The sequence below is a fragment of the Chryseobacterium sp. UYP7 genome (assembly GCF_056279225.1).
In genome coordinates, this window is sequence record NZ_JBWBQW010000006.1 from 181,999 (window position 1) to 208,539 (window position 26,541).

Below are 26,541 nucleotides of genomic sequence, written 5' to 3' on the forward strand. Positions count from 1 at the left end.
TTTGAAAATATTAAAAAACATTAAAGCTCGCTATTTTGGGGCAGTAATTTCAACAATAACAGATTGAGAATTTCTATTGCAAACATGTATTAAAAAAACACCATTATAGAATAATTAGTATGTAATTTTACCAAATGAGAAAACTAATTCTCAAAAAAATAAAATTCAAAATGGACAACGAAACTAAAAAAGACATCGTAGCAATCGCATCATCAGATTGTAAAACACTTGCAGCAGCAGTAACAGCGGCAGGTTTAGTAGAAACTTTACAAGGCGACGGACCTTTCACTGTTTTCGCACCAACTGATGCTGCTTTTGCAGACATTCAATCAAGTGTGGACACTTTACTAAAACCAGAAAATAAGGAAGAGCTTACAAAAGTTTTGACTTACCATGTGGTTGCGGGAAAAGCTCACGCTGCTGATTTATCAGACGGGCAAGAATTAACAACCGTACAGGGAGGAAAGCTAAAGGTAAGCATCCAAGATGGCAAAGTAAAAATCGGTGGCGCAACTGTTACAGCTGCTGACATTGAAGCATCAAACGGAGTGATCCACGTGATCGACACCGTATTGTTATCTTAAGATCAAGTTAATTTAAACTTTTAAACAAAGCCTCCTGTGATTGGGAGGCTTTGTTTTTTGTGATTTGATTGACGCAGGATATATATTCATTATAGAATTATTTTTTAAGAGATGGTATTTCAAAACATGAATTAGATTTAAGCGGTTGTATAAATAATACCGAAAAATTATAGCCATTAAATAGATAAAAATTTATTTCCAATACCAAAATTTTATAAATTGCAGTTGTATTTCTTCCCACTAAAACCGATTCTATGGATCTTGGCATTCCTTTCAACTACAGTATCTGGATTTTTATCGCTTCCGTTGTTTTGCTTTGGCTCTTTAGCAACAAATTATCTAAAGTCGTCAATTTTATTGATGACCAATTTAAGCTGGGAAGTTCCTTTGGCGGCACTATCATTTTATCGGTCGTCACCAATCTTCCGGAAATTGCGATTACCATTAGTGCCTCAATAAAAGGCAATATCGATCTTGCTGTCGGAAATATTCTGGGCGGCATCGTGATTCAGTCTTTACTTTTGGTCCTTTTTGATTTTGCTTCCCGAAAAGAAAAAAAACCTCTGAGTACTTTGGTAAGTAATAAAGCCAGCCTAATTCAGGGTTTATTTCTGATCATTATCTTGGTAACGGTGATCCTCGGAAAAGAACTTACTCCTTCAAGTCTGATATTTAGAACGACTCCGCCGGAATTGCTGATTGCTTTTTCATGGATCACCAGTATTATTATTCTTAAAAAAGTGCAGTCTAAAAAAGAACCGGCTGTTAGCGGATCTTCCAAAAGCGGTCAGACTAAAATGTCTCCAAAATCTGCCATTATCTGGTTAATTGGTATTTCCCTAATAATTCTGGTTTTTGGAGTTTTACTGGAAGATACAAGCAGTACTATCGCAGAACATTTTAATATTAACGGTTTAATCTTTGGCGCAACCGTATTGGCATTTGTTACCTCTTTACCGGAGATTTCAAGCGGATTGGCTTTCGTGAAAGACAAAACGTATCAACCAATAATCAGTGATATATTTGGAGGCAATGCTTTTCTTCCGGTTTTATTTTTGGCTGCAACGCTGATCACCAATAAACCGATCCTGCCGCAAGCAAAAAATGTAGATGTTTATTTAACCGTTGTTGCGATTATTATCACCGCCATCTACTTGATCGGCATGGTTATTAAACAACCAGGTCGAAAGAAAGGAATGGGTATCGATTCCTGGATTGTTTTAGGCTTTTATATTCTTTCAATTCTCGGGATGGTGTTCGCCATAAAAATTTAAGATAGCGGCTTTTTGGTGTAAGCTAAATGGCTATTTTGACTGATAGTTAAAGCAATAAATGAGATTTGTGCTTATCGAAGGATTTCTTTCGTATTTTTATATATTAAGAAAATGCTAAAACGCACGAAGAAGCTTTCCTACCAAATACAAAAATGAAAAAAATCTATAAACTTTTACTTCGTGGGATTGCAGCAATTAGCCTTTTCATTTTGGCGATTGTACTCTTTGTCACCATTTCTTCCTATTTCAGCAGGAGACAAATCGAGAAAGAATTATCTGCAACCATTAAAAAATGTGATTCTACCCACATAATAACCGAGCAGCCCGAAATTTCCTTTTCAGGATTTAAAGAAAATGAAATCAATAGCTTAAAATTTGAAATTAAGAGAGGTAAAGAGATCTTTTCAGACACCGTTATTAAAAACAAATTCACTTACGTCTCAGAAGACAGATCCTTCAAAAAAACTCGGATTCCGTTTTCTGAATTTTTGAAAACAGATACCATTATTGTGACAACCCACAATAACCTTAAATTTTATATATCAAACTTTCATCACACAGCCGGTTTACATTATGGAATGTTCGGTCCCGTCGGTATTTCAGACTGCACTTTAGATGAAGATTTCGATATCAATGGTGGTCATGGAAATTCGATTTCAAAAAATATTGCATTAATTGAACCTGAAAAAAACAAGCGAATCAAAATAATTAACGCAACCGATAAAGAAATAGAAGTCATCTCAAATAATTCAAAAATATCCCTGAAAATGGCAGAAGAAATATTTTACAATAACCGAAAGAATAAGCACTTGCTTTCTCAAATTTTTTGCGGCATTCATATGGAGAAAACAGGAAATTACTATGTCTTTGAGGAAGAAAGAGAAGACAAAAACAGAGCAACCGACATTATAACAATTGATGCTGAAAACGGAAATTACAAGAGATATTCCGATTATCCTTATCGATAAAAGACAATCCATGATCTTGGCTGAGAGTTAAGTTTTCTTTCATTAAGTGAAGTCCTGAATTTTTATTAGACTTTATTAATTATACTTAGGCTTCGATTTAATCAGGTGACAAAAAACGACTTCCAGAAAAATTATCGTCCCGGATTTAAATAATAATTCCATATTGAAATCCTCTTTAATTATTATTTTCACTAATTTACTCGTTGGAAATTGAATTTTATTTGAAGAAGATAATCCACTCAAAAAAAACACAAACTCCCAACCGTTTTGCAATACGAAAGTTCAACCCAACTTATAAAATAGAGTAACAATTACAGATGAAAGAAATAAACCTGAAAAACCTGCTGATTTTACTTTTGATAATGAATTTTTTTGCTTGCTCAAACGCACAAACGGTTCACAAGATTTTTTATGAAAATGGAAACATAAAGGAACTGGGCCAGGTTGACAATACCAAAAATCCTACAGGCGAATGGAAATATTACTATGAAAGTGGAAAGTTGTTGCGCACCGGAAAATATGACACCGGAAAAAAAACCGGGGAATGGAAAGATTACCTCGAAGATGGCACCTTGTTGACAACCGCCAACTTTGAGAACGGAAACTCAACAGGTGAATGGAAAAACAACCATTTTAACGGACAACTTTATCGAATAGGAAATTACGAAAAAAACAAGCAGACAGGAGAATGGAAAACCTATCACGTTAACGGAAAAGTGGAAAGTATTGGCTCCTATAAAGATGGAGAACAGGCAGGAGAATGGAAATATTATAACGAACAGGGCCAACTGACAAAAACGGAAATATTTTAAGAGCTCAAGTCTCTCAAATCGTCTTTATGCTCCAAGTGCGACGATCAGATAAGTGAGAATTATAATATGATAAAGGCAGACAGCATAAGTAATTTTAGATGAATAAAAACATACGATTCAAAAAAAATAAATCATGACAGATAAACTAAAAATTCTTAAAATAATTCATCTGGCAATTTGTGCAGGAGTTATTTTAGCCTACATTTTCGCAGGCCAAATTACAATGGAACAATTAAAAGGTCAGGAAATTGAATCCAGTGATCTAATTTATTTGGTGATTCCGATCGGCGCTTTTCTGCTAAGCAATTTTCTGTTTAAAAGTCAGTTGAAGCAAATTGATTCGGATCTAAAATTAGAAGAAAAATTTAATTTGTATCAAACGGCCTCAATAATTCGGTGGGCTATTTTAGAAAGTGCCGCCTTTTTAATTTTATTTATAAAGCCCGATCTGGTGATCTTTGGAATACTGTTAATAGCATACATTTTCCTTTTAAGACCAAGTGAAGATAAAGTTCTAAGTGATCTTCAAGCAAATACAAGATAATTCTGCAGCGAACTTTCAATAACTAATTCCTCACCGCCGCAAGTTTAAACTACACTCGAAAAATGTAAGCAGAAGATGATAATCTTACTCTAATCTTTGAAATGTAATTTTGACGAATTAAATTGGGGCTTCTTTTTATTTTAAAATCATTAAATTTATAATTCCCACTTTCCTATAAATTCCTTCAAATGTCATTGTCTGAAAAACCCACCATCTACACCATCGGTCATTCTACCAGAACGATCGAGGAATTTCTTGAATTGCTCTTTTCATTTGACATTAAAACTCTGGCGGACATTCGAAGATTACCCGGTTCAAGAAAATTCCCACAGTTCGATCAGGATCAGCTTAAGAAATCTTTAGAAGAAAGCGGAATTCAATATGTGTACATCGAAGATCTTGGCGGAAGAAGGAAATTGTCTCCTTCATCAAAAAATACGGTCTGGAGAAATAAATCTTTCCAGGCTTACGCCGATTATATGGAAACCGCACCTTTTGCAAATGGAGTGGAAGAACTGGAAAAACTCGCTCTGGAAAAACCAACGGCAATGATGTGTTCGGAAGCAGTTTGGTGGCGTTGTCACCGTTCTATGGTGTCAGATTATTTGAAGGCAAAACGTTGGGAAGTGCTTCATATTATGGCTTTAGGAAAAGCGACGGAACATCCGTACACTGCTCCGGCGAGAGTTGTAGGTGACCAGGTTTTCTATTCAGTAGAAAATCCTGAATAATATTATAAAGGCTCTCAAAAAGAAAAATTTAAAAAAATTAGATCATGGAAAAAAAATTTAAAATCGGTGATAAAGTAAGCTGGAATTCGGAAGCAGGAAAAGTTTCCGGAACCATCATCAAAGTTCATACGAAAGATTTTGATTATAAAGGCTACACGCATCACGCCAAAGAAGATGATCCACAATATGAGATCAAAAGCAGCAAAACCGATCACATCGCCGCGCACAAAGGTTCGGCTCTTACTATAGAAAAATAAGATTTAAATACGTTAAACCACAAAGAGACAAAAGATCAAATACACCAAATCAAAGTTTGCAAAATGCGGACAGAATAATGCATTACTTTTTCCATTCTTTTGAATCTTCTTTTTTTACAGTTGCCTTTTGTCACTTTTGCGGTAAAAAAACTTCTTCAAAAATCCTTAAATTCTAATTCATGTTCGATTACCGCCTGAAAGTTTTTCATACCGTAGCAACTCGTCTCAGCTTTACCAAAGCTGCAAACGAACTGAGTATTTCTCAGCCGGCAGTGACGAAACACATTAAAGAGATCGAAAATCAACTCAACACGAAATTGTTTCACCGAAACGGAACCACGATTCAAATCACTGAAAGCGGAAAGATTTTATTGATCTACGCAGAAAAGATCCGAAACCTATACCGCGATCTGGAATTTGATATTTCCCAACTCAACAAACAGGAAAAAGGAAAGCTGAAGATCGGCGCGAGTACGACAATCGCGCAGTATATTTTGCCTGAAATTCTGGCGAAGTTTAATTCTTATTACAAAGACATCAGTATTGAATTGGTGACGCATAATTCCGAAGATATCTCGGCTCTACTTAAGAAAGGGAAGATCGATCTGGGAATTGTAGAAGGGGAATCGCAGTCTTCTTATTTCGACTATCAGATTTTTAAACCAGATGAGATTGTCTTGGTTTCTAAGGCAGATCATAATTTGGTCCACAAAAACTTCAAGCTTAAAGACGTGTATGAAATTGATCTTGTTTTTCGGGAACAAGGATCCGGCACGCAGGAATTTATTCAAAATCAATTAAAGAAAAACGGCATCGATTTAAAATTATTGAATGTGGTAATGAATTTAGGAAGCAGCGAAAGTATCAAAAATTATTTGCTGCATTCCGACGCAATGGCTTTTCTCTCCCTCAATACTGTTTTGCAGGAACTGAGGAATAATCAACTCAGTGTGATCGATATTAAAAATTTCAGCATCGAAAGAAATTTTCATTTCATAACTTTAAAAGGCGAACACTCAGACCTCATCAATCTTTTTCTGAAATTCATTAATTATAACTAATGGTTATACGCTACAACAAATTGTGATTGGTTTATGAATGACAAATAACCGAAATTTGTACCACCAAATAAATCATCCAAATGCAAACTACCGTTTCAAAAGATCTTCTCCGAAAAATCCTATTCTTTCTGCTGGTCATTTTCTGTATTTCCCCTTTCGCGTCCTCGCCCGTTGCTCTGGCTTTAGGGATCGCTTTTACTATTATTATTGGTAATCCTTACGAACAGGATCTCCATAAATACATTCATCTTTTGTTGCAGATCTCCATTGTCGGTTTAGGATTCGGACTAAAACTCGATGAAGCTTTAAAAGCCGGAAAAGAAGGCGTTACTTTAACAATTCTAAGCATCACCACCGTAATGACCATTGGATATTTCCTCGGTAAATTTTTAAAACTCGAAAGACCTTTATCTTACTTGATTTCTGTGGGAACAGCAATTTGTGGTGGCAGTGCAATTGCAGCCGTGTCGCCCATTATTAAACCAACTACGAAACAAATGTCTTTGGCTTTGGCGATTATTTTCACGCTTAATTCTGTAGCACTTTTTGTTTATCCACCGCTCGGACATTTATTTCATATGACGCAGGAACAGTTCGGTTTGTGGTGTGCCATCGGAATTCACGATACGAGTTCTGTGGTTGGCGCGGCCAATAAATATGGCGACGTGGCTCTGAAAGTGGCAACGACTGTGAAACTTTCCCGGGCTTTATGGATCATTCCAATGTCGCTTTTAACAATGGTATTTTTTAAAACTAAAGGCGCAAAGGTCAAAATCCCCTGGTTTATCGGATATTTTATTATTGCGATTATCTTGAATACTTACTTTCCTATTTTCGACGGTTTCAGCAAATTAGCAACTACAGGCGCAAAATCCGGATTAAATTTAACGCTCTTTTTCATTGGTTCTACGATTTCTATTCAGACTTTGAAAACCATCAGTTGGAAGCCATTGTTTCTGGCAATCGTACTTTGGGTCGTAGTAAGTGTCGGAAGTTTGCTTATGATCTTAAAATAGAAGAAGCTTCTCCACCCCTTTTCTTTAAATGATAAATAATGAATTCCCTAAAATTCTCTTGATTTATTAAAGTTTCTTTAAATTTGCAAAACAGACATCTTCAGCCGAAATATTTTCAATACATGAAAAAATATACCTCTGAAGAAAATGATATCTGACACTTATTATTTAAAGAACTCCCTTGGAAAGAACTAAAATCGTTACCCAACATTACTTTCGCCTCGTCGTTGCCTCGATGTTGGTAGGATTAGGAAGTGCTTTGCTGGCTTTCATCCTCAAACATCTTACAGAATTTTTCGAGCATTATCTGTTCAGTTTAATTTCTGGGAAATATTCGGCGCTCTTTATTATTTTACCGACCATTGGGATTACCGCCATCTTTTTCTTGAGAAAAACTCTTTTTGAAAACAGAAAAAATAAAGGAATTACAGAAATTTATAAAACTTTGGATCAGCGAAAAGATCATTTGCCACTTTTCAAAATCCCCTCTCACTTTTTCAACGGCTTTCTCACCGTTATTTTTGGAGGTTCAACGGGTGTTGAAGTTTCCACGGTTGTTGCGACCGCCACGATTGGAAATTATGCTTACGAAAAGGAATTTTCTGCACGAATGTACAAACGCGAATTGATTTGTGCTGGTGTTGTAGCCGGCGTCGCTATTCTATTTACAAGTCCGCTCGCCGGATTTTTATTTGCTTTGGAAGTGATCGCGCGAAAAATGCGGAAGTCGCTGGTAATTGCCTGCACCGCTTCTGCTTTGGTAAGTTGGGGATTTATTGAACTGTTCGATTCGGAAACAATTTTAACGCATCCGGTAAAAGAATGGACGTACGCAGCGATTCCGTTTTTTGTGGTGCTGAGCATTTTGGGCGGCGTTCTTTCTGTTTATTTTACGCTTCTTGTAACAAGAATGAAAAAGATCTTCGGTAATATTTCTAACAATTTTATCCGGGTGAATTTAGGAGCGATCGCGGTGGGAACAATGATCTTTTTCTTCCCGACTTTATATGGCGACAGCTACCACGGTTTACGGGAAATATTGCAGGAACCTTTAAATGCACCAACAATTACCCTTTTGCTTCTTGTCATATTAGCAGTGCTGAAACCTTTGGCAGCTTCTTTAACTCTAGGAGCCGGTGGCGACGGTGGCGTTTTCGCACCAAGTATTGTAGCCGGAGCTTTTTTAGGATTAATGGTAGCTTTTGTAGGAAATAATTATTTAGGAATGCAATTAATTCCTATTAATTTTGCACTTATCGGTGCGGCTGCAACTTTGTCGGCTTCGCTCTATGCCCCGTTTACATCGGTGGTTTTGATCTGTAATCTGCTTCCGGACGGTTATGTTTTGTTTGTTCCGATTTTGATCTGCTGTTTCATTTCTTACGGGATTTCAAAACTTATTTTGCCATACAATGTTTACACGTATGATTTCTATCTGAATTCGAAAACTTCTTCTGTAGAATAACAGTGAAATGGTGCTGGAATTTTTTTTATGCCTTTGATTGACAACACTACCCGATTTTAGCGAACTTCCGTACGACGTTTCCTGAAAAGTTCTTTGTGAATTTTGTGGTTACGTAAAATAGAAATCCACCTCAAACAGATGAGATGGACTTCAGTAAAAAAACAGAAAATTCAGTCTAAAATGTTTTTTCTAGTTCAATTGCTTTTGGAAAAAGGATGTTATTTTCCAAATGAATGTGCTTATGCAGATCATTTTCGAAATCCTCTAACATTTTATAGGTTACCTGATACGTTCCACACGCATCTTCCGGAAACTGATAATTATTGGTCAATTCTGCAATCTTCACAAAACGGTCACCTTCAACCGTATGTTCATGTTTCATCATGGCAACAGGATTTTCAACACTTCCGAATTGAGGTTTTTCAACCGCTTCTCCTTTCTGTTTTGCTGCAACCATTTTTTTGATGAAAGGGAAAAGGATCAACTCTTCTTTTTTCATGTGTGCTCCAAGATCTTTTGCACTTTCTAAGAAAAGATCATTAATTTCGAATAATTCCGGATGTCTGTCTCCGTGAACCTTGCACAGTTTATTTAAATATTGAATGATCACTGCAGATTTTTCTTCTACATAATGATGATGCGTTTTCTCTACATAATCTGCCAACAGATCCAGTGGCCAGGAATTAAAATCGATTTCGCCCGACTTTTCTTTCGACATTTCTTCCAGATCTTTATAAACATCTGCAACGTTGAATTTTTTATTTTCGCAAGCTTCTTCGATGGTTCGGTTTCCTTTGCAGCAAAAATCGATTTTATACTTTCTAAATACTTCGGCTGCTTTAAAATCCTGTGCAACCATTTCACCTATTGTTCTTTCTTTCGTTAACATGTCTTGTGTGATTTGTAATTATACTACAAATGTAAACCTATTTTTTAATTCGGACAAATTTATCCGATATAAATTCAGAAAAAAAACAAAAGAGATTTTTCGGTAAAAATTTAGAATTTTAAAAAGAATTATTTAAGCCAGGCCAAACCGTTTTCCGTTTTCAGGGCAAGGTCGTAAAAGGAATATTTCTGCGTCATGTAAATCAGATTTTCCCGAACTTTTTTAAAGTCCTCGTGAACCGGACAGGGATTTACTTCGGAACATTTATGCAGACCTAAACCACAATCGGTAAAAATGTTGTCACCATCCATAATGCGAACAAGATCGTAAATCTTTGTTTGCTTCTGCTTTTCTAGGTCGAAGATAAAACCGCCCTGTTTCCCGCGAATGGATTCCAAAACATGTTCCCGACATAACTGCTGCAGAATTTTTGCCGTGAAAGCTTCCGGAGCGTTGACCGATCTTGCGACTTCTTTCACATTCGCACGTTTTTGCTGATGGCTTTGCTGAGCAATATAGATCGTAGCTTTTATGGCATATTCGCAGGCTTTTGAAAACATTTTTGTCTTTATTTAAAAAATTTCCATTTTGGGATAAATGCCAGTAAACCTATCGATATGAACAGAAAAAGATTCGTAACATCGGTATATAAAAAAGTAGAAAGGTAATAGTTATGCAACATATAATGCGCTAAAACCGCTGCCGGAAAAATATAAACTCCAATCTTTCGATAAAAGAAAATAAGCACGATTCCTGCGATCATCAAGAAGTCAACACCTGCGATCAGGAAAAAATAGTTGGTTGGAATATTCAATTCTACCCGCTGCAGAAATTCATCAGTATCAATACCGATTCCCATTAAGCTGAAAAGCAATAAGGTTGCGAGCGATAAGATAAATCCCATATCTTTTTTTGGATCTTCATCCGAGAAATCTTCCTTCATAGTGGTAAAATTATAAAAACTTTTGAAAATGAATTCAAAAGTTTTTATGTTTATTGAAAATCAGTTCGATTTAGATAGAAACTGCGTCGATCAATCTGTTTTTGTCAGAAATATATTCTTCCATAGAGATCATGCTTTCTGTTCTCATTACATCCTGAATATCGTCGATCTGATAAATAATTCTTTTTGCGTCTTCGGTATTTTTCGCTCTTATTTTACAAAAGATATTGTACTTTCCGGAGATCACACTTGCTTCGATTACATTTGGAATTGTAGTCAGCTCTTTCAAAACTTCCTGCGTTCTGTTAGATTTAGTTAAAAGAATTCCGATGAAAGCGGTAAAGTGATAATCTAACTTCCCATAATCGATGCTTAAAGAAGAACCTAAAATAATTCCGGCATCTTCCATTTTTTTCACTCTTACGTGAATAGTACCTGCAGAAACATCCATCTGTTTAGCGATTTCTGTGAAGGGCATTCTTGTATTCTCTACTAAAAAATCGAGGATTTTTTTATCTATTTCGTCTAATTGATAGTTCATTTTCTATTTATAAATTTGATAATATTACGTGTATATTTTTGCAAATTTACAAAAAAATATTAAAACGAAAAAATTTACTGAAATATTAACAATATTTAACTTAATTGTTATGTTTTACCTCAAAATCCTTATTTTATCGTATCATTTTTAACAGAATCTCTTTTCATTTCGGGTTTAGTATTCAGTTTCTTTTTGCTTTTTTTATTTCTTTTGAAGATTGTGCTGAAGCTTTTACTATAAACTACTCCTACTCCATAACTTTGATTTGCACCTGCGTTTCCGGTTGCGGTTCCCAGTCCAATATTGCTTGGTTTAGAATAAGCACGCAGCAAACGCGTTCCATCGTTCTTTTTGGACCAGTCATACTCAACAATTCCTTCGCCCGAAAGATAATCAGAATTGGTATTCTCGGATTTTGAAATCGGTATTCCTAAACCTGTTTTCACTTTTACCCGCGGCGAAAGCGCAAAACTCACGCTGGCATTGGCACGGTCGCCACTGTTGGAGGCGGTGTCGCCATTCAGATAATTTAGATCGACCTGAAATTCATTACTTATGGTATTTAACACGGAACCGAGCTGTTTGAAAAGCAAGTTGTATCCGGAACTTTCTGCAATATTTCCTAAATTAATATCGAAGGCAGAATTACCGACATTAAAGCTGTTCATCACCAAAACGGATCCGAACTGAATCACCTTCTCATCTTCGTTACTCATTTTTTCAGCTAACGTTTCTCTTAAATTACTCGAAACATCCTGTGCGGAAACGCCCAGTTCAATTTTCGGATTATTTAATGTTTGGGTAATTTTTGTAGAGAGCAAAACATTTACAGGTTGCAGGCTTCCCATATTCAGGTATTGTCCGGCGTTGGTTACAGTTCTTAAATAAGTGGCATCAATATCCAGCTGCGGCGAAATAGGATCGCCATCCCAACGGATACTGCTTCCTCTGGAGATCTGGAACGTTCTGTTCAAAATCGCTTTCGACACAAAAGTTCCGTTATCAACAGAGTAATCTCCGTTCATCGAAACTGAACCTGTTCGGCTCATTAAAAAACGAAGTTTATCCGAATTTCCACGAACCGTTATATCTCCAATATCATCACCAACCAAAACATTTACAGTTGTTCCTTTATCAACCGAGATCGTAAAATCAACATTAATGTTTGCGCTCGATCTTTTCTTGTCTTCAATACTCACAATTCCAGCTTCATCTTTTTTCAAAAAACGCAGCATCTTAAATTCTTCGACATTAGAAGTTGAATTAGAATTGAAAGTGAAAACACTGTTATTCAAAGCTTTCATTTCCGGCGTGGCAATATTTAAAGCGGAAACGGGTCCGTCAACATAAAGCGTTCCTGTGCCATAAACCCTTCCCCAAAATAAATCAAGATCTTTCTGAGTCGTATTCAGCAACATTAAATTATCGGCTCTTAACACTAAATTGACCCCCATAGAAGCTAAGGTTTCAAACTGGATCGCTCCGGAAATTGAGCCTTTGGAATTTGTTCTGCCATCTTTCACCCCAATATCATTTAAAATCGCTAAACCTTTGGAAAGTGAAACCACCGTATCATCTAAAGCGTAATCAACTCCCGTAAAATTGAGTTTAAGTCCAAAGTCTTTTAAGGCGATATCGCCACTGTAATCAACATCGCTCAGTTTACCGGAGATCTTCAATTCACCGGAAGCTTTCCCGCGAACATTTCCGAAGACGCCTTTCACAAATTCTTGGGAAAAAGCCAGATCAAACTCGTTCATCTCGGCAACGAGATCAAGCGTTGGCGAAGACGTGTTGTTATTGATGGTTCCGGATAAATAAAGATCATTATTACCTAGAATTCCGGTAGAAACTACTTTTGCTTCAACATCGAAAACATTGGGAACGGCACTTTTCTTTGCAGAAATCATGACATTTCCCATGTCCTTACCATTCATTAAAATATCGGTAATATTCAGATCAATCAAAGGTTCCAGATTATTCTGATCCATTTTTATATTGAAAGTTCCGTTCGCAGTTCCCTGAAGATCCATGCTGTTCACACCTTTTGTTAAGGCAAAAACTTTCGCTATATCCAGATTTTTGACTTCCCCGTCCGCGGAAAAATCTTTCGCCGATTTAAAGACCGCATCTTTCAAAAATAATTCACTCGCATCTGAATAAACCCGCAGATTCTGAATTAAAAAATCAGCAGTTTTCTTTCTGTAGGTTATTGAATGATTGAGTGTCGGATCTGTATCAACACTCCAGGCAACATCGTTAATTTTTACGGTAGTCGGTTCAAATCTAAAGACGTAATCTCCTGCAGTATTCGCAGTTTGATTTAGATTAATTGCGTATTCCTTCAGCGTTTGTTTCACTTCATCTTCCGGTGTGCCGTGTTTGAAGTTAGCCGCAATATGCAGAATAGAGTTGTTTTCGTTTCTGCCGCTCAGCGTGATGTCTTTCAGAATATTTTGATTGTATTCTACCCGATTGATTTTCGCAAAAATTTGCTCATCAAGATTTGCGGTATTTATTCGCACCATTAAACTGTCGACCATGGCGCTGTCGCGGGAAACCTTGTCTCTTTCCGTTATTTTATAAGCCGGATTTGCTCTGGCGAGTGCATTATCAGCATCTGTGATTTCTTCTTTTTTGGTCATGATGTATTTCAGGGAACGTGCATCAATATTCAAAATAAGATTATTAGCATTTCCTTCGTAAGAACCGTTCACAGAAGCGCCGGTTGGGATCTGAAGATTCGGTTCGAAATAATTAACGAGTCCCTGTTCCACTTTAAAATCCATAGTGAAATTTTGTCCACGGTATAATTTTCTGGGCGGCGGACCAACCAGAATTTTTTCCACCCCATTTTGAACCATTGCCGCTAAATCTTCCAGATTAAATTTACCGGAGATCTGGCCATTTACGGCGCCCGGAGCATCAACAGAAACAACGCGGTTGCCATTTTCGAAATAGGCTTTTACTTTAGCATTTGGAATAAGGAATTTGTTGGTGGCGTTGGCAAAAGTTACATTTTTCAGGTCGGCATCTAAATTAAGGTCGTTCAGATTTGTCATAGAAATTTTTCCATCTACCAAACCTGTTACGATCTGGTTTCCTTTTCCACCCGTAAAGTAATTCAGATTTAAATATTGCACATCCGCCACAATATCGGCAGCTAATCTGCTGGTTCTAAAGTCGATGAACCCGTTGATATTTGCTTTTGCCTCTTCATCGTTCACATTCACAATTCCTTTATAAGTTTTGTGATCCAGAAAACCATCAAGAAAAATATTGTTAATCTCTTTATTTAAGATCTCTACTTTCGAAATACGCGACCGCGTTTTTAATCGCATCGTATTCACATCAAAACTTTCACCTTCTAAATTAAACATTCCGGATATTAATCCGACCTGTTTATTTTTAGTGATCACAGATGTATTTAGATCATTCACCTCAGCAAAGCCACGGTATTTTGGTAGATTTGAACTGTAATCTGTCAGGTAAAAATTGGTGATCTTCGCCTGTCCGATGCCGGTAATTAAGTTTGCTTTGGGAACAAAGATCTGTTTTGGAGTCACCCGAACTGCGCCGTTATATTTAAGTCTTCCAAAATCATCCGCAAAATTTTTCATTTTTGAGGAGATGAAAGTCGGCATCATTTCTTTTAGATCAACATAAGTAAAATCGGTCGACAAACTGTTGGTCTCAATTTGAAAGTTTCCTTTCAGAATATTAGAAACCTTCATGGTTTGCGTTCTTATATTTACATTTGGATTACGGACTAAAAAGTTATCCAGATAAAATTTATTTAAAGGCCCCGTCATCGTTCCCGAGATATTGATGGGCTTGTAATTATCCCAGTTCGTCACAAAATAGCTAATGTCGTAACCGCTGATCTGGCTTCCGGGTTTCAATTTCATTTCCCACCGAACTTTATCAGCAAAATCTGCCCAGGAACCATTTCTCAAATTAAATTTAACATCGCCCTGAAGTAAAGAGCGATCTGTATTTATGGTTAGATCTTTCAGCGATAGAAATTGTTTTGTAAGCGCCAAATCTGCAGAAAAAGTATCAACCACGTGTTTTTTACCCCATCTTTCCGTGGTAAATCTCATGTTGTTGATCTGCGCAAAAACATCAGAACCATTCACTCTTAATTCCGGTACAACTAAATTTACGTTGTTTGCCGTGAGCCATTTTCCTGCTTCCCCTTCAGAATTCTGATTGATGATCGATATTTTGGAATTGGAAATAAATACTCTTGATTTTAATTGGAAAGCTTCTTTTTTTACTGTTGGCGAAGGCGTATTAAAAAGATCAACAAAACGGATGAAATTAGAAATACTGTCGCCTTTGTAGGTGATCACTTTCAGATCAAGCTTCTTTAAAGATAAAGACTGAAACTGTAAATTCCGGGAATTGCTGATAATTGAAAACCAGTCGGAGTCGGCATACAATTCGTCAGCCTTCAGAAACGGAAATTTTTTATAATCCTGAACGGTCACTTTATGAATATGAATATCACCGAAGTAACTCACATCAACACTTTCGAAAGACATTTGGGATTTTAAGTCTTTATTCAGTTTCTCGATCACCTTTTGAGCTGCCCAGTTTTTGGTTGCCGGAAGGCTGATTACAACAATCACTGAAGCGAATATAAAAAGCGCTAACCAAAAAATGACCAAAAGTAATTTTGCCCACCATTTGTAGCTGGTAACATCATGCACCGCCTGTTCGCCAAATTCTTTTGCCGTTTGCCCGGGATGATGCAGCGCGTCGGAGGCGAGTTGACCGGCTTCTTTTACCGTTTCCTGCACCTTGTCGCTCACATTTTCCGCCGTATTTTGAATCTGGTCACCTAAGTTTTCTGCGACAGATTTTTTATTTTCGTTATCGTTATTATTCTCTAAATTTGCCATTGTTATGAGCGAATCAATAATTTTAGGGATAGAATCGTCCTGCGACGACACTTCTGCAGCAATCATTCAAGGAAACAAAATCCTGTCTAACATCGCAGCCAATCAGGAAATACACAACGAATATGGTGGTGTTGTTCCCGAATTAGCTTCACGTGCTCATCAACAAAACATTATTCCTGTGGTGCAAAAAGCCATGAGCAAAGCAAATATACAACAAAAAGATATTTCTGCCATTGGATTTACGCGCGGTCCCGGACTTTTGGGTTCGTTACTGGTGGGAACTTCTTTTGCAAAATCATTGTCGATGAGCTTAAAGGTTCCTTTAATAGAGGTCAATCACCTGCAGGCGCATATTTTAGCACACTTTATCGACGATGCAAATCCGGCACCTCCAAAGTTTCCCTTTTTATGTTTAACGGTTTCCGGCGGACATACCATGATCGTGGTAGTAAAAGATTATTTTGACATGGAAATTATTGGAAAAACCATCGACGATGCAGCTGGAGAAGCTTTCGACAAAATTGGAAAAATTTTCGAGCTGGATTATCCGGCGGGACCCATTGTAGACCGTTTGTCAAAAACCGGAAATAAGGACGCGTTCCAGTTCAATAAACCACGTATCGATAATTATAACTATTCTTTCAGCGGGATTAAAACGTCGGTGCTTTATTTTATTCAGAAGGAAGTTCAAAAAAATCCAGACTTCATTAAAGAAAATTTGGAGGATCTGTGTGCTTCCGTTCAAAGAACACTTGTTGAAATTTTGATGAATAAACTCGAAAAAGCAGCGAAGGAATTAAACATTTTGGATGTAGCGATCGCAGGCGGCGTTTCTGCAAATTCCGGTTTGAGAGAAGCAATGCAAAAAAATTCAGAAAAATTAGGCTGGAATATTTATATTCCGAAATTTGAATATACGACCGATAATGCCGCGATGATCGCAATGGTAGCGAAATTGAAATTTGACCGTGGCGAATTTGCGGACCTTTCAGTTTCTGCAACATCGAGATATGATATTGAGGAAAATTTTAAGAAAGACGATCAGATTATAGATTAATAGATTATAAAATTTCAGATGAAAATATTATTAGAAGAAAAAGTCCTGGTAACCCACTCCAAAAAAAGTTCAAGATATTACTGGATCTTAGAAACGGTGACCGGAAAAACTGAAGCATCCACGGAAGAAGCAGATTTCTTGAATGAAAGTTCCGAAATCGGATATCTTCAGGATATTAAAGAGGAGTTCCTGGAAAAAATAAATACTGAAAACGTTTTTAGTTTTGCTTTCACCCCGAAAGAAGGAGATTATTTATCACTTAAAAATAATTTGAGAAAAACTGAATATTTGAATTTGATCTTTATTAATGATAAATGGATCGAAGAAGTTTATCCCTGCAGTTACAGAGAATGTGATACCGATATTTATACGACCATCAAAACCGGTGTGGCATTTTTAAGTGAGAATAATTATCTGAAACCTTGATATAAAATAATATTCAATTAAAAATAGAACAAGCTTTAAATGAAATTATTTTACGGAGAAATCACCGGTGATCAAGTTCATATCGACAGCGAAGAACAAACGCATATTGTAAAAGTTTTGCGGATGAGATCTGGCGAAGAAATTTTTATCACCGATGGCAAAGGAAATCTGGCGAAAGGAAATCTGGTTTTTGAAGGCAAGAAAGTTTCTCTGGATGTTCTGGAAATTAAAGAAAACCTTCCGAATTTTCCGACGCAACTTCATATTGCAATCGCGCCGACAAAAAATATTGACCGTATTGAATTTTTTGTGGAAAAAGCCACAGAAATGGGAATTTCAGAAATTACTTTAATTCAGACCGAACAAACGGAAAGAAAAAATGTAAACATCGAAAAGATCAGAAAACAATCGGTTTCCGCTTCGAAACAAAGTCTGCGCTTTCATTTCCCCATCATAAATGACTTAACAAAGTTTACAGATTTTATTAAAGATATTGATCCGAAAACAACATTTGTAGCGCACTGCAATGAAAATTCAGAACGAATCGAATTAAAAGATATTCAATCTCAAGAAAATGTCACTTTTTTAATTGGTCCTGAAGGTGATTTTTCTGATAAGGAAATTCAGCTTTTAGCAGAAAAAGGAGTGAAAGCTGTTTCGCTCGGAAGCCAGAGATTAAGAACAGAAACTGCGGGAGTTTTTGTGGCAGCCTGGAATTACGGGTTGATGATGTGACGATTTGAAAATGTGCTAATTTGAAAATTAAACTTATTGCAAATTTCGCTCATTACTTATTGAAATTTTCATTTAGATATTTCGCTAAAATCTGGTCGCCACTTTGTAATGAATTTACCGCCCAGCGAACTTTCATTTGCCAGAGTTTTTCTTCCGATAATTTGTAATCGATATTTGATTTCAGGAGTTTTTGTTTGAGTTCATAAACACAAATTGCGGCGGCAACAGATACATTAAAACTTCTCGTAAATCCATACATCGGAATGGCTAAGGTTTCATCGGCGAAATCTAAAATCTCCTCGGTCACTCCTTCGGCTTCGGTACCGAAAATTAAAGCTACAGGCTCTGTGATCTGATAATCCGGTAACCGCGTTGCATTTTTTTCGGGCGAAACTGCTACAATTTTATAACCGCGGTTTTTAATTTCATTAATAGAATCAAGACTGTGTGGAAGTCTTTCCAATTCTACCCAGGTTTCTGCACCTTTTGTAACGCGCAAGTTTGGATTGAATTCGTTCTGGCTTTCCATAGCCACGATTTTATGAAGTCCGCACGCTTCTACAGACCTAACAATGGCAGCTGCATTTCGGAACTGAAATACATCTTCGATGACAGGTAAAACATAATCTGAACTTTCAAGCGCAAAATGATTGATTTTTTGAAGGCGCTCCTCGGTGAGAAATTGCTGCAGATACTCGAAGGCTTGTCGGTTTTTCATGGCGATAAAATTAAGGATTATTTTGGAGTTTGATGGTGATGAATTGGGGAGAAAAGGTTGCGAGCGAAGCGAGCGTGAACAAGTTTAATCGGATTTTTTTTTGGAAGCGCTGTTCGTAGCTTGGAGCTCTAACAGCGCTCGTGGATCGGCGGTGTCCCGCGATAGGGATCGCAGTGGAAATCCCGGAATTAGCGGTGGCAAAATTGTGCGGTTCATTGATAAGCGGCTGCATGAGGAATTGGAACGAAGAGCCCGGTTTTTTAGATTTTGGGTGGTAGATTCTGGTGCGGGAAAATCTAAAAAAATCGCCCAAATCTGCATTTTTGTTATTCTTTGAAATACCGTATTTTTGAAGCTATGAAAAGAAAAGTGCTCCTGATTTATACGGGTGGAACGATCGGCATGGAAAAAGATTACGAAACGGGCAGTTTGCAGGCTTTTGATTTCGGCAATATTTTTAAAAAAATTCCGGAAATGAAAATGATCGAATGCGAAGTTACGGTTCATCCCTTTGAAAAGCCTTTGGATTCATCGGATATGGGTCCAACGGAGTGGAAAATCATCGCGAATTATATTGGTAAAAATTACGATAAATATGATGGATTTTTAATTTTGCATGGAACGGACACGATGTCTTACACCGCTTCGGCACTCAGTTTTATGTTGAAAAACCTGACCAAACCCGTAATTTTAACGGGCTCACAATTGCCCATCGGTGATTTGCGGACAGATGCGAAGGAAAATTTACTTACGAGTTTATATTACGCCAGTTTGTACGAAAATGATGAGGCGGTGATTCAGGAAGTTGCGGTTTATTTTGAATATAAATTGCTGCGTGGAAACCGAACTTTGAAATATTCTGCGGAGTTTTTTGACGCTTATCAAACTCCTAACTACCCAGTTTTAGGTCAATCTGGAGTTCATTTGAATGTGAAGAAAGATTATTTATGGCGGAACAGAACTTCTGAGCCGTTTCACGTGGACAATCACATTTCGCAGGATGTTTTATTCTGGCGGATTTTCCCGGGAATGCATTTGAATCATTTTTCTGAAATTCCGAAAGTTAAAGTTTTGGTGCTGCAGGTTTTTGGTTCCGGAACAATTTTCAACACAGAGAAAACGCAGAAAACCTTACAAACGTTGCGCGATCAGGGAACTGAAATCGTGGTGATCTCGCAATGTGTTTCGGGAGGAATCAGTTTTGGAAAGTACACAAATTCTAATATCTTTACAAAAATCGGTGCGATCAGCGGACACGACATAACGTCGGAAAGTGCGATAACAAAAGCGATGCACCTTTTAGATAATCCTAATTACGAAGGAAGTTTCGCAGAAAATTTTGCTAAAAATCTTTGTGGTGAAGTTTCGGAATAATTGTAATCTTGAACATCTTCAAAACACGAAGCGTTTTTAATTTTGAAAAATTCACGAATCGGTTTTTAGAATTCAAATAATTACGCTATTTTTGCAGTCTTCAATTAGAGAGGTGTCCGAGTGGTTGAAGGAGCTAGCCTGGAAAGCTAGTGTACGGGCAACTGTACCGTGGGTTCGAATCCCATCCTCTCTACAATTTCAATTGATTATCAAACACTTATGGTAATTACAGCCAAAAATACAGCCAAAACTTATTTAGTTTTGGCTGTTTGTATTGTATGAGATCACATGACATTAAAAATATATTATTTACCCACATTCTTTTAAACAATAGTTTTAAAATATATAATCTATCAATATGAGCAATTTTAAAAAAACTCTAAACCATCGACTATACGTAACAAAATCCTGAATAATTCATTTAGAGTATTTTAGTTTAAATTTGTGTTTTTTTTGTACTAATATTTTTATTTTCAAATTAAACCGTACAATTTCTTAACTTCTTGAAAGGTTAGAAGAACTTCATCGAAGTAATCGCCTAACAACTTAAATTCAGCTCTAATTAAACCTTCATACATGTTTATAAGCTCGATTGGCATTTGATTAAAGCTGCTTGAAATAATATCGAAAGAATATCGATTTTTATTCTCAATAGTAATCGAGCTAAACAAATAGACTTCTTTCAAAAATTTACTACATGTATAAATTATTTCCGGATTTGAGTTCAAAGAAAACTGTAAGTTATCGACGGCTTTAGAATAACAATTATCTTTTCCCGCAAGGAAATCAACAAATTCACTTTTTAAAACACCAAAATTTATATCAATGCCTGTATAGTTCCATTTTAAAAGTTGCCTATAAAATGTTTCGTCGCACTTTTCCGAGTAATATGTTTTAAGATATTTCTCTGGATTTAAAATATTGGTGTATATATTAATCCTATGGTTATTAATAAATATAAATGAATCACTACTAATCAATCTAAAATCTTGCCTTGAGGACATATACATTAAATCAACAAGCATTTTACTAAAATTTGAATCAAAATGATTCTCGTTTTCTCTTAATTTCGGATATAGCTCAAGTTTTTCAATTACTTTATCCACAATACAATTATTAGTGACCCATAATAGCACTTTCTCCAAATATTCAATTCTTATTTCATTTATATTCTCGGGATATATAAATTTTTCCACTCGATCAAGAGTAATATTAACAGAAAGCGTTGAAACTGGAGAAACTTTTAGTTCCTGGATTCTACTCTCAAGTTCTGATTTAATCTGAAATGAAATTTTAAATTTATGAATAAACTTAAATTCGAAATTTGTTTCTAAATTGTAAAATAATATTAATGTACTAAAATCTAATCCGTAATCTTCAACAAAATCATTATTAGTTACTGAACTCGGAATAGTAGTATATTTAGTTCCTACATTTAAAGTGAGATGATTGTAGGCGTCTATAAAATCATCCTTAAAAACCGCTTTAGTAATTTCAATAAAACCTTTGCCTGAATTATAATAATCGTTCAGAGATACATCTATATAGCTTTTTTGTTCAGTTCCTTGTATTCCAAATTGATTTTTTAAAAAACTTTCTAAATCCTCAATGTTTTCAGGTAGTTTCATAGATTCAAAACCAAGTTCATTTATTGGATTATGGGCCTCCTCAGTTATTTCTCTAAACAATTTCATTGCGTCATTGAAAATTTCTAAAATTTCAATGTTTTTCGTATTTCCTGACATCTTTGCGACTTCAATAAACTTATCTCCGATTTTCTTTCCTAAAAATCTCCCTTGTAACCCATCATTTTTTTCTATTTTTATCTTATCTATTACTTCGTCTACCTTATAAACAACCCAATTTCCAAATTTTACTTCTTCATATTTTTCAAGATACTCTGTGAACATTGTAGAGTTTGTAAAGTACGATCTACGTGCATTAATATTACTTTTATTTTCCGCCAAATTAAATAAAATTAAGAACGCCTTTAGTGTATCAATTTTATTTCTTAATAGAAGTATTGCAATATTTACTCCTAAAATTTCATTTTCAAAATTGGTTTTTAAAATTTCTGAAAACTCATTTATTTGCTCATAATTCCCCAATTTATCCAACGTTAACAAAACAAAAAATTGATATTGTTCATTTTCGGGAAAAAATGTATAAAGTAATTTATCAATTATTATAAGATTTTCCAGATCATTAATATCCATAAAAAGATTATGCTCTACCAACAACAACTGTTCATCTACATAATCACTATTCTTTCTCCAAAACTCCAATAGTTTTAGTAATTCTTTATATCGTCTTTCGATATCATTTTTATCATATAATTGTTCTATTAAAAAATGAATATATAGTCGCAACTCTTCTGATATTTTGGTTTTATCAACAAATTTTTCTAAACAATTTATTGCTTCTTTTCTTAATCCTATACTTTCAAAATTTCTTGCAATAAGAGTTTTACAACCAATCAAACTGAAACTGTTTATACTAATTTTTCTTAATTGATTTTTTACATCTTCTCCTTTATCATCCAAAAAATTGACTTTTAATGTAACATCAACAAGTTCCCTAAGTTCAGGAAAGGCGTAATTTTTTTTAAGCATTTCCTCATTCTCTCGATTAAACAAATCCAAATCAGCATATTTTTTTTGAATATTGAAAAAAGTGTAAAAAATATTAAGAACGGTCTTTTCATCAATTGAGTCTTTAAAATTCAAATATTGTAAAAACATTTCCTCTACATCATCATATTTTTCTAAAGCATCTAATACAACGGCTTTAAAAATAAAATATTCAACAATTTCTTCTCCCCCTTTTGTTAAATATTCATTTAAGACTTTTAATGTATCTTCAAATTTTTTATTGTGATTGAGAACCTGACATAAGCATACCGTCAAAGACCAATGCATTTCTTTTAAATTATTATAATTTTCAAATAATGCTAAATAATCTTCTTTATCATTCTTTATCAAATATTTTAGGTAGTGGTAATAAAACTTATAGGGTATTATACAGTCGGAAAGTTCTGTCTTGTCTAATGTCAAAACATATTTTTCTAGTAATTCAAGTGCCTTTTGCATACTTGAATTATTTTCAACTATTAATTTTTCTCCTGAAATGTACCGTAAGGGAAACTCAGAAAAAAATTTGTTTATTAGCAAATCAATATTAATAATCCATTTGAGTTTATTTGCAAATGTTAATTCTTTAAACTCATCCAAACTGACCTTATACTCAATATTATATTTTTTTAAATCATCAAAAGAATTATATTCATCCATACGGATAATTCTAAATACTAAAGAATTAGTAAAATCAGAACTATCTCTTAAATTTTTAGGAACTAATTTTAGAGTTGTAAGCAAATCTTCCGACAAAATACATTTTACATACCATGCTGCAACGTTAAATTCATCACTCTTTAAAATTTCTGCTGCTAATGAATTTGCTTTTTCATTTTCTTGTAAATTTAAGTATTCAATACAAGCCCTATCTCTGAAAGTATTATCATTCTTATTGATGTTGTACGCTTTGATAAAATCTTTTGCGGAATCTTCTTTTTTAAAGTTTTCAACTTCTGATTTACACAAACCCCTTAAATACAAGATTTTGCCAGATAAAATTTCTTTTTGAGCAATTTCTTTATCCTTTATTCGATATTCGATATCTTGTAAAAGATCTAGGGCTGTTTTAGGTTTAAATTCATTGAGTAAATTTGAAATATATGTTAGTTGGTCTTTGTACTCATTCAATAAAATATCTAATCCGCTGATAAAATTTTGGATTACAGTATTGCCATTGCCAATAATAGCATTTTCTCCTGCATTAATGGGAGCAGTAACAATATTATTACTCATAACTATTAATTTATCACATTTCCATCACCTACTATAGTACTACTACCAGAAGTGATATCTCCTACTACAACATTTTTACTATTTGATATCGTATTTTGTATATTCGGAAGTTTCTCAATTAACTCTTCAAAATATTTCTTATTTTCTTCATCATCTTCAATACTATTCTCAATTATACCTTTTACTATTTCCTGTTTTCCATTGTTTTCGGGCTCTTCTTGAAGTTCCTTTAATGCTTTTTTAGGTTTTCCATCTTTATAAAAGAGACTTTTTATCCAATTTATTGAATCTTCCGAAATTTTTTCTCCACCAGTTTCAAATGCTTTTTCAAGTCCTTTCTCTCCTAATCTCAGCAACAATCCAGTTACCAATGCTGTAGTAATTATCATAATTTATTATTTAGAGCATAAATTTAACTAGTTTATTTTATAATATATAAAAAATTCAATTAATAAGTTTGGATTTTTATATTTTGAATTGATTTTTATCAAATCACAACAAATGTTAGTCACCAGTTCCTCATTTTTCTTAGTTAATTGCTCCACCACATCAACTTCATAAAAGTTTCTGTTAAATTAGGATTCAGTGGTTTTCAATTTTAAGATTCTGATGTAGGTGCCTATACATATTCCGGAAATGACTTAAATGATATAGTTTTTTTGATAACTATGTCCCCTTTTCAAATCTTTTCTATATTTGCTTTTTTTCTCCGAAGAAGTAGAAAATTGAGATCTTGCTTTTATTCGCCTCACAAAGTCCGTGAGACGTGAAATTTTAAAATAGTGCTTATAGAATATCTTTCGCAGGCTTTAAACTCATTATACCAAAACAAGAACTTGAAATATTTAATAGAACAAGCCAGAAATAATGGTAGAGAAACAAGTCGCCTACCTAAGAGAAATTATTAAACTTTATTAAAAGGAAAATCACTGTCGAATTAGCGGAACTTTTCAGTCTGCATAAGGAGACGTTATACAGCGTTTTGAAAATTAGTTAAATAGTATTACAACCCAAAAAATAAATCTTGCATTACTTTTTTACAAAAAATATGAATAAATCTTGGAGTTCTAAAATTACTTTCAAATCTCTAAACGAAACTTTATCATTCTTATTAGAGTCCGAAAATCAAAAATTGATTGAAGATTTTGTATTTGGTCTTTATGAACTCTTCGGAGATATTTCTTCAAAAAAGATTAATGGCTTACAAAAATATGATAGTGATAATAAAATTGGTATTAAAAAATTTATTGCACTTTTTAAGGATAGATTTCCACCAAGTATAAACCAAGTGACAGCATATTTCAGTCGTTTAAAGGAAGATGAATACTTTTTTTTTCTTCCGAATTTTGAATTAACCATTCAAGAATCAAATAAATTAAACAATTATTTGATTTCACTTCAAGGAGACGAAACGTTTGATCAACTTAATAAAGAATTCGAAAATACATTTGGAGCTACCCTTGACAATTATCGATTAAGAGCGTTTGGTGGCGAAAGAATATTTATTGGAGATAAACAAAATCGAAAATGTAGATTTTGCGGTAAATTAAATGGAGAAACAACGTTCAAAAGCAAAGCCCATGCAATATCCGAAGGCTTAGGAAATAAAAAAGTTTTTCTTTATGATGAGTGTGACCGCTGCAACGATAAATTTAGCGTTGAAATTGAACCAGATATCATTAATTTTTATTCAATATTCAGAACGTTTTATGACATTAAAGGCAAAGGAGGAAGTAAAAAAATAAAAGGTAAAAATTTTGAGATCGTAAAAAATGATGATTTAGAAATAAAATTTCAAAGTATAGATAGCAGACCGGATGTTGAAGAATATCCAGATGATTATAATATTAAGTTAGAGTTACAAGATAAAATTAACTCACAGGATATTTATCGATGCCTTGTGAAGTTTTGCTTGAGTGTTATTGATACAGAGGAAATTCAAAAATTCGAAAAAACAATAGAATGGGTTAATAAGAAACTAACATCTAAAATTTTACCCAAAATTGGTGAACTAATTTCCTACCATCATTTTACAACCGAACCTAAATTATTTCTTTATATCAGAAAAAACGATAATAAAAAAATTCCATACATGGTCGGTGAATTTCATCTAACTTGCAAATTAATAACATTTATAGTTCCATTTTGTCAAGAGGATGAAAATAATTTTGTTGACAAAAAAAGTTATGCACACTTTTGGGACGAATTCAATCATTATTCAAAAGTCAAAGGATGGGTCTTCAATGACTTTTCGTTTGATAAAGAAAGAGATTTTACTTTCCACTTAAATATGAATAAAGAAGAAAAAAAAAAAATTTATAGTTCAAGTTTAAAATTAAAGATGTCTTAAATTAGAATTATCATAAAAAAAAT

The 26,541-nt window shown here is 34.7% G+C and carries 24 protein-coding genes and 1 tRNA gene; 16 read left to right on the plus strand and 9 right to left on the minus strand.

Translation table 11 applies throughout. From position 1 onward, the window contains the following. Positions 1-170: 170 nt before the first annotated feature. The 10 genes from ACZ9HT_RS13200 (at position 171) to ACZ9HT_RS13245 (ending at position 8,712) form a co-directional block, all read left to right on the plus strand. Positions 171-584, plus strand: a complete 414-nt coding sequence (locus ACZ9HT_RS13200) for a fasciclin domain-containing protein (protein ID WP_476040957.1) — start codon at positions 171-173, stop codon at positions 582-584. Positions 585-838: 254 nt separating this feature from the next. Further along, positions 839-1,858 carry a sodium:calcium antiporter gene (locus ACZ9HT_RS13205; protein WP_476040958.1) on the plus strand — a complete coding sequence of 340 codons (1,020 nt, stop codon included), beginning with the start codon at positions 839-841 and terminating at the stop codon, positions 1,856-1,858. 152 nt (positions 1,859-2,010) lie between these two features. Then, a complete protein-coding gene (locus ACZ9HT_RS13210; protein WP_476040959.1) occupies positions 2,011-2,826 on the plus strand; it encodes a hypothetical protein in 816 nt (271 codons plus the stop codon). A gap of 317 nt (positions 2,827-3,143) precedes the next feature. Then, positions 3,144-3,638, plus strand: coding sequence for a toxin-antitoxin system YwqK family antitoxin (locus ACZ9HT_RS13215; protein ID WP_476040960.1), 495 nt, complete (start codon positions 3,144-3,146; stop codon positions 3,636-3,638). Positions 3,639-3,771: 133 nt separating this feature from the next. Next, positions 3,772-4,182: an MFS transporter gene (locus ACZ9HT_RS13220; protein WP_476040961.1), complete on the plus strand. Its 411-nt coding sequence runs from the start codon at positions 3,772-3,774 to the stop codon at positions 4,180-4,182. A gap of 188 nt (positions 4,183-4,370) precedes the next feature. Further along, a complete protein-coding gene (locus ACZ9HT_RS13225; protein ID WP_476040962.1) occupies positions 4,371-4,913 on the plus strand; it encodes a DUF488 domain-containing protein in 543 nt (180 codons plus the stop codon). 44 nt (positions 4,914-4,957) lie between these two features. Continuing rightward, on the plus strand, positions 4,958-5,170 hold the full coding sequence (locus ACZ9HT_RS13230; RefSeq protein ID WP_476040963.1) for a hypervirulence associated TUDOR domain-containing protein: 213 nt from the start codon (positions 4,958-4,960) through the stop codon (positions 5,168-5,170). A 179-nt stretch (positions 5,171-5,349) separates the two neighbouring features. Then, positions 5,350-6,231 carry a LysR substrate-binding domain-containing protein gene (locus ACZ9HT_RS13235; protein ID WP_476040964.1) on the plus strand — a complete coding sequence of 294 codons (882 nt, stop codon included), beginning with the start codon at positions 5,350-5,352 and terminating at the stop codon, positions 6,229-6,231. A gap of 80 nt (positions 6,232-6,311) precedes the next feature. Then, the gene (locus tag ACZ9HT_RS13240) at positions 6,312-7,247 is read left to right on the plus strand and encodes a YeiH family protein (protein WP_476040965.1); all 936 of its coding nucleotides are present in this window, start codon (positions 6,312-6,314) and stop codon (positions 7,245-7,247) included. Between the two features lie 181 nt (positions 7,248-7,428). After that, positions 7,429-8,712 carry a chloride channel protein gene (locus ACZ9HT_RS13245; RefSeq protein WP_476040966.1) on the plus strand — a complete coding sequence of 428 codons (1,284 nt, stop codon included), beginning with the start codon at positions 7,429-7,431 and terminating at the stop codon, positions 8,710-8,712. Positions 8,713-8,887: 175 nt separating this feature from the next. Here the strand turns inward: ACZ9HT_RS13245 and ric are convergent, their stop codons facing one another. The 5 genes from ric to ACZ9HT_RS13270 all read right to left on the minus strand — a co-directional run bounded on the left by ric (position 8,888) and on the right by ACZ9HT_RS13270 (position 15,992). Then, a complete protein-coding gene (ric, locus tag ACZ9HT_RS13250; protein ID WP_476040967.1) occupies positions 8,888-9,601 on the minus strand; it encodes an iron-sulfur cluster repair di-iron protein in 714 nt (237 codons plus the stop codon). Between the two features lie 128 nt (positions 9,602-9,729). After that, positions 9,730-10,161 (minus strand): RrF2 family transcriptional regulator, encoded by a 432-nt coding sequence (locus ACZ9HT_RS13255; RefSeq protein ID WP_476040968.1) that lies wholly within the window; start codon positions 10,159-10,161, stop codon positions 9,730-9,732. A gap of 8 nt (positions 10,162-10,169) precedes the next feature. After that, complete coding sequence (locus ACZ9HT_RS13260; protein WP_476040969.1) at positions 10,170-10,544, minus strand: hypothetical protein; 375 nt, start codon at positions 10,542-10,544, stop codon at positions 10,170-10,172. 70 nt (positions 10,545-10,614) lie between these two features. Then, a complete protein-coding gene (locus ACZ9HT_RS13265; RefSeq protein WP_476040970.1) occupies positions 10,615-11,085 on the minus strand; it encodes an Lrp/AsnC family transcriptional regulator in 471 nt (156 codons plus the stop codon). A gap of 128 nt (positions 11,086-11,213) precedes the next feature. Continuing rightward, complete coding sequence (locus tag ACZ9HT_RS13270) at positions 11,214-15,992, minus strand: translocation/assembly module TamB domain-containing protein (RefSeq protein ID WP_476040971.1); 4,779 nt, start codon at positions 15,990-15,992, stop codon at positions 11,214-11,216. A gap of 4 nt (positions 15,993-15,996) precedes the next feature. Here ACZ9HT_RS13270 and tsaD point away from each other — a divergent pair, with 4 nt between their 5' ends. The 3 genes from tsaD to ACZ9HT_RS13285 are packed head-to-tail and all read left to right on the plus strand — an operon-like array spanning position 15,997 to position 18,210. Next, on the plus strand, positions 15,997-17,049 hold the full coding sequence (gene tsaD / locus ACZ9HT_RS13275) for a tRNA (adenosine(37)-N6)-threonylcarbamoyltransferase complex transferase subunit TsaD (protein ID WP_476040972.1): 1,053 nt from the start codon (positions 15,997-15,999) through the stop codon (positions 17,047-17,049). An 18-nt stretch (positions 17,050-17,067) separates the two neighbouring features. Beyond that, complete coding sequence (locus ACZ9HT_RS13280) at positions 17,068-17,475, plus strand: hypothetical protein (protein ID WP_476040973.1); 408 nt, start codon at positions 17,068-17,070, stop codon at positions 17,473-17,475. 39 nt (positions 17,476-17,514) lie between these two features. After that, positions 17,515-18,210, plus strand: coding sequence for an RsmE family RNA methyltransferase (locus ACZ9HT_RS13285; RefSeq protein ID WP_476040974.1), 696 nt, complete (start codon positions 17,515-17,517; stop codon positions 18,208-18,210). Between the two features lie 52 nt (positions 18,211-18,262). On the opposite strand, the gene ACZ9HT_RS13290 is transcribed toward ACZ9HT_RS13285, so the two are convergent. Together ACZ9HT_RS13290 and ACZ9HT_RS13295 are read right to left on the minus strand one after the other, a co-directional pair. Next, a complete protein-coding gene (locus ACZ9HT_RS13290) occupies positions 18,263-18,928 on the minus strand; it encodes a TrmH family RNA methyltransferase (RefSeq protein ID WP_476040975.1) in 666 nt (221 codons plus the stop codon). 10 nt (positions 18,929-18,938) lie between these two features. Next, positions 18,939-19,241 carry a hypothetical protein gene (locus ACZ9HT_RS13295; protein WP_476040976.1) on the minus strand — a complete coding sequence of 101 codons (303 nt, stop codon included), beginning with the start codon at positions 19,239-19,241 and terminating at the stop codon, positions 18,939-18,941. Between the two features lie 44 nt (positions 19,242-19,285). Between ACZ9HT_RS13295 and ACZ9HT_RS13300 the strand changes: the two genes are divergently transcribed. Continuing rightward, a complete protein-coding gene (locus ACZ9HT_RS13300; RefSeq protein ID WP_476040977.1) occupies positions 19,286-20,302 on the plus strand; it encodes an asparaginase in 1,017 nt (338 codons plus the stop codon). Between the two features lie 106 nt (positions 20,303-20,408). Then, positions 20,409-20,495, plus strand: a tRNA-Ser gene (locus tag ACZ9HT_RS13305). Positions 20,496-20,775: 280 nt separating this feature from the next. Here the strand turns inward: ACZ9HT_RS13305 and ACZ9HT_RS13310 are convergent. Together ACZ9HT_RS13310 and ACZ9HT_RS13315 are read right to left on the minus strand one after the other, a co-directional pair. Further along, a complete protein-coding gene (locus ACZ9HT_RS13310) occupies positions 20,776-24,168 on the minus strand; it encodes a hypothetical protein (RefSeq protein ID WP_476040978.1) in 3,393 nt (1,130 codons plus the stop codon). Between the two features lie 5 nt (positions 24,169-24,173). After that, on the minus strand, positions 24,174-24,557 hold the full coding sequence (locus ACZ9HT_RS13315; protein WP_476040979.1) for a hypothetical protein: 384 nt from the start codon (positions 24,555-24,557) through the stop codon (positions 24,174-24,176). 659 nt (positions 24,558-25,216) lie between these two features. Here ACZ9HT_RS13315 and ACZ9HT_RS13320 point away from each other — a divergent pair. Next, positions 25,217-26,518 (plus strand): hypothetical protein, encoded by a 1,302-nt coding sequence (locus tag ACZ9HT_RS13320; RefSeq protein WP_476040980.1) that lies wholly within the window; start codon positions 25,217-25,219, stop codon positions 26,516-26,518. The last annotated feature ends 23 nt before the right edge of the window (positions 26,519-26,541 follow it).

Excerpts from the sequence above, each read along its gene's own strand:
- ACZ9HT_RS13200 (WP_476040957.1), top strand. The coding sequence starts at position 171 with ATGGACAACGAAACTAAAAAAGACATCGTAGCAATCGCATCATCAGAT.
- ACZ9HT_RS13205 (WP_476040958.1), top strand. The coding sequence starts at position 839 with ATGGATCTTGGCATTCCTTTCAACTACAGTATCTGGATTTTTATCGCT.
- ACZ9HT_RS13210 (WP_476040959.1), top strand. The coding sequence starts at position 2,011 with ATGAAAAAAATCTATAAACTTTTACTTCGTGGGATTGCAGCAATTAGC.
- ACZ9HT_RS13215 (WP_476040960.1), top strand. The coding sequence starts at position 3,144 with ATGAAAGAAATAAACCTGAAAAACCTGCTGATTTTACTTTTGATAATG.
- ACZ9HT_RS13220 (WP_476040961.1), top strand. The coding sequence starts at position 3,772 with ATGACAGATAAACTAAAAATTCTTAAAATAATTCATCTGGCAATTTGT.
- ACZ9HT_RS13225 (WP_476040962.1), top strand. The coding sequence starts at position 4,371 with ATGTCATTGTCTGAAAAACCCACCATCTACACCATCGGTCATTCTACC.
- ACZ9HT_RS13230 (WP_476040963.1), top strand. The coding sequence starts at position 4,958 with ATGGAAAAAAAATTTAAAATCGGTGATAAAGTAAGCTGGAATTCGGAA.
- ACZ9HT_RS13235 (WP_476040964.1), top strand. The coding sequence starts at position 5,350 with ATGTTCGATTACCGCCTGAAAGTTTTTCATACCGTAGCAACTCGTCTC.
- ACZ9HT_RS13240 (WP_476040965.1), top strand. The coding sequence starts at position 6,312 with ATGCAAACTACCGTTTCAAAAGATCTTCTCCGAAAAATCCTATTCTTT.
- ric (WP_476040967.1), bottom strand. The coding sequence starts at position 9,601 with ATGTTAACGAAAGAAAGAACAATAGGTGAAATGGTTGCACAGGATTTT.
- ACZ9HT_RS13255 (WP_476040968.1), bottom strand. The coding sequence starts at position 10,161 with ATGTTTTCAAAAGCCTGCGAATATGCCATAAAAGCTACGATCTATATT.
- ACZ9HT_RS13260 (WP_476040969.1), bottom strand. The coding sequence starts at position 10,544 with ATGAAGGAAGATTTCTCGGATGAAGATCCAAAAAAAGATATGGGATTT.
- ACZ9HT_RS13265 (WP_476040970.1), bottom strand. The coding sequence starts at position 11,085 with ATGAACTATCAATTAGACGAAATAGATAAAAAAATCCTCGATTTTTTA.
- ACZ9HT_RS13270 (WP_476040971.1), bottom strand. The coding sequence starts at position 15,992 with ATGGCAAATTTAGAGAATAATAACGATAACGAAAATAAAAAATCTGTC.
- tsaD (WP_476040972.1), top strand. The coding sequence starts at position 15,997 with ATGAGCGAATCAATAATTTTAGGGATAGAATCGTCCTGCGACGACACT.
- ACZ9HT_RS13280 (WP_476040973.1), top strand. The coding sequence starts at position 17,068 with ATGAAAATATTATTAGAAGAAAAAGTCCTGGTAACCCACTCCAAAAAA.
- ACZ9HT_RS13285 (WP_476040974.1), top strand. The coding sequence starts at position 17,515 with ATGAAATTATTTTACGGAGAAATCACCGGTGATCAAGTTCATATCGAC.
- ACZ9HT_RS13290 (WP_476040975.1), bottom strand. The coding sequence starts at position 18,928 with ATGAAAAACCGACAAGCCTTCGAGTATCTGCAGCAATTTCTCACCGAG.
- ACZ9HT_RS13300 (WP_476040977.1), top strand. The coding sequence starts at position 19,286 with ATGAAAAGAAAAGTGCTCCTGATTTATACGGGTGGAACGATCGGCATG.
- ACZ9HT_RS13310 (WP_476040978.1), bottom strand. The coding sequence starts at position 24,168 with ATGAGTAATAATATTGTTACTGCTCCCATTAATGCAGGAGAAAATGCT.
- ACZ9HT_RS13315 (WP_476040979.1), bottom strand. The coding sequence starts at position 24,557 with ATGATAATTACTACAGCATTGGTAACTGGATTGTTGCTGAGATTAGGA.
- ACZ9HT_RS13320 (WP_476040980.1), top strand. The coding sequence starts at position 25,217 with ATGAATAAATCTTGGAGTTCTAAAATTACTTTCAAATCTCTAAACGAA.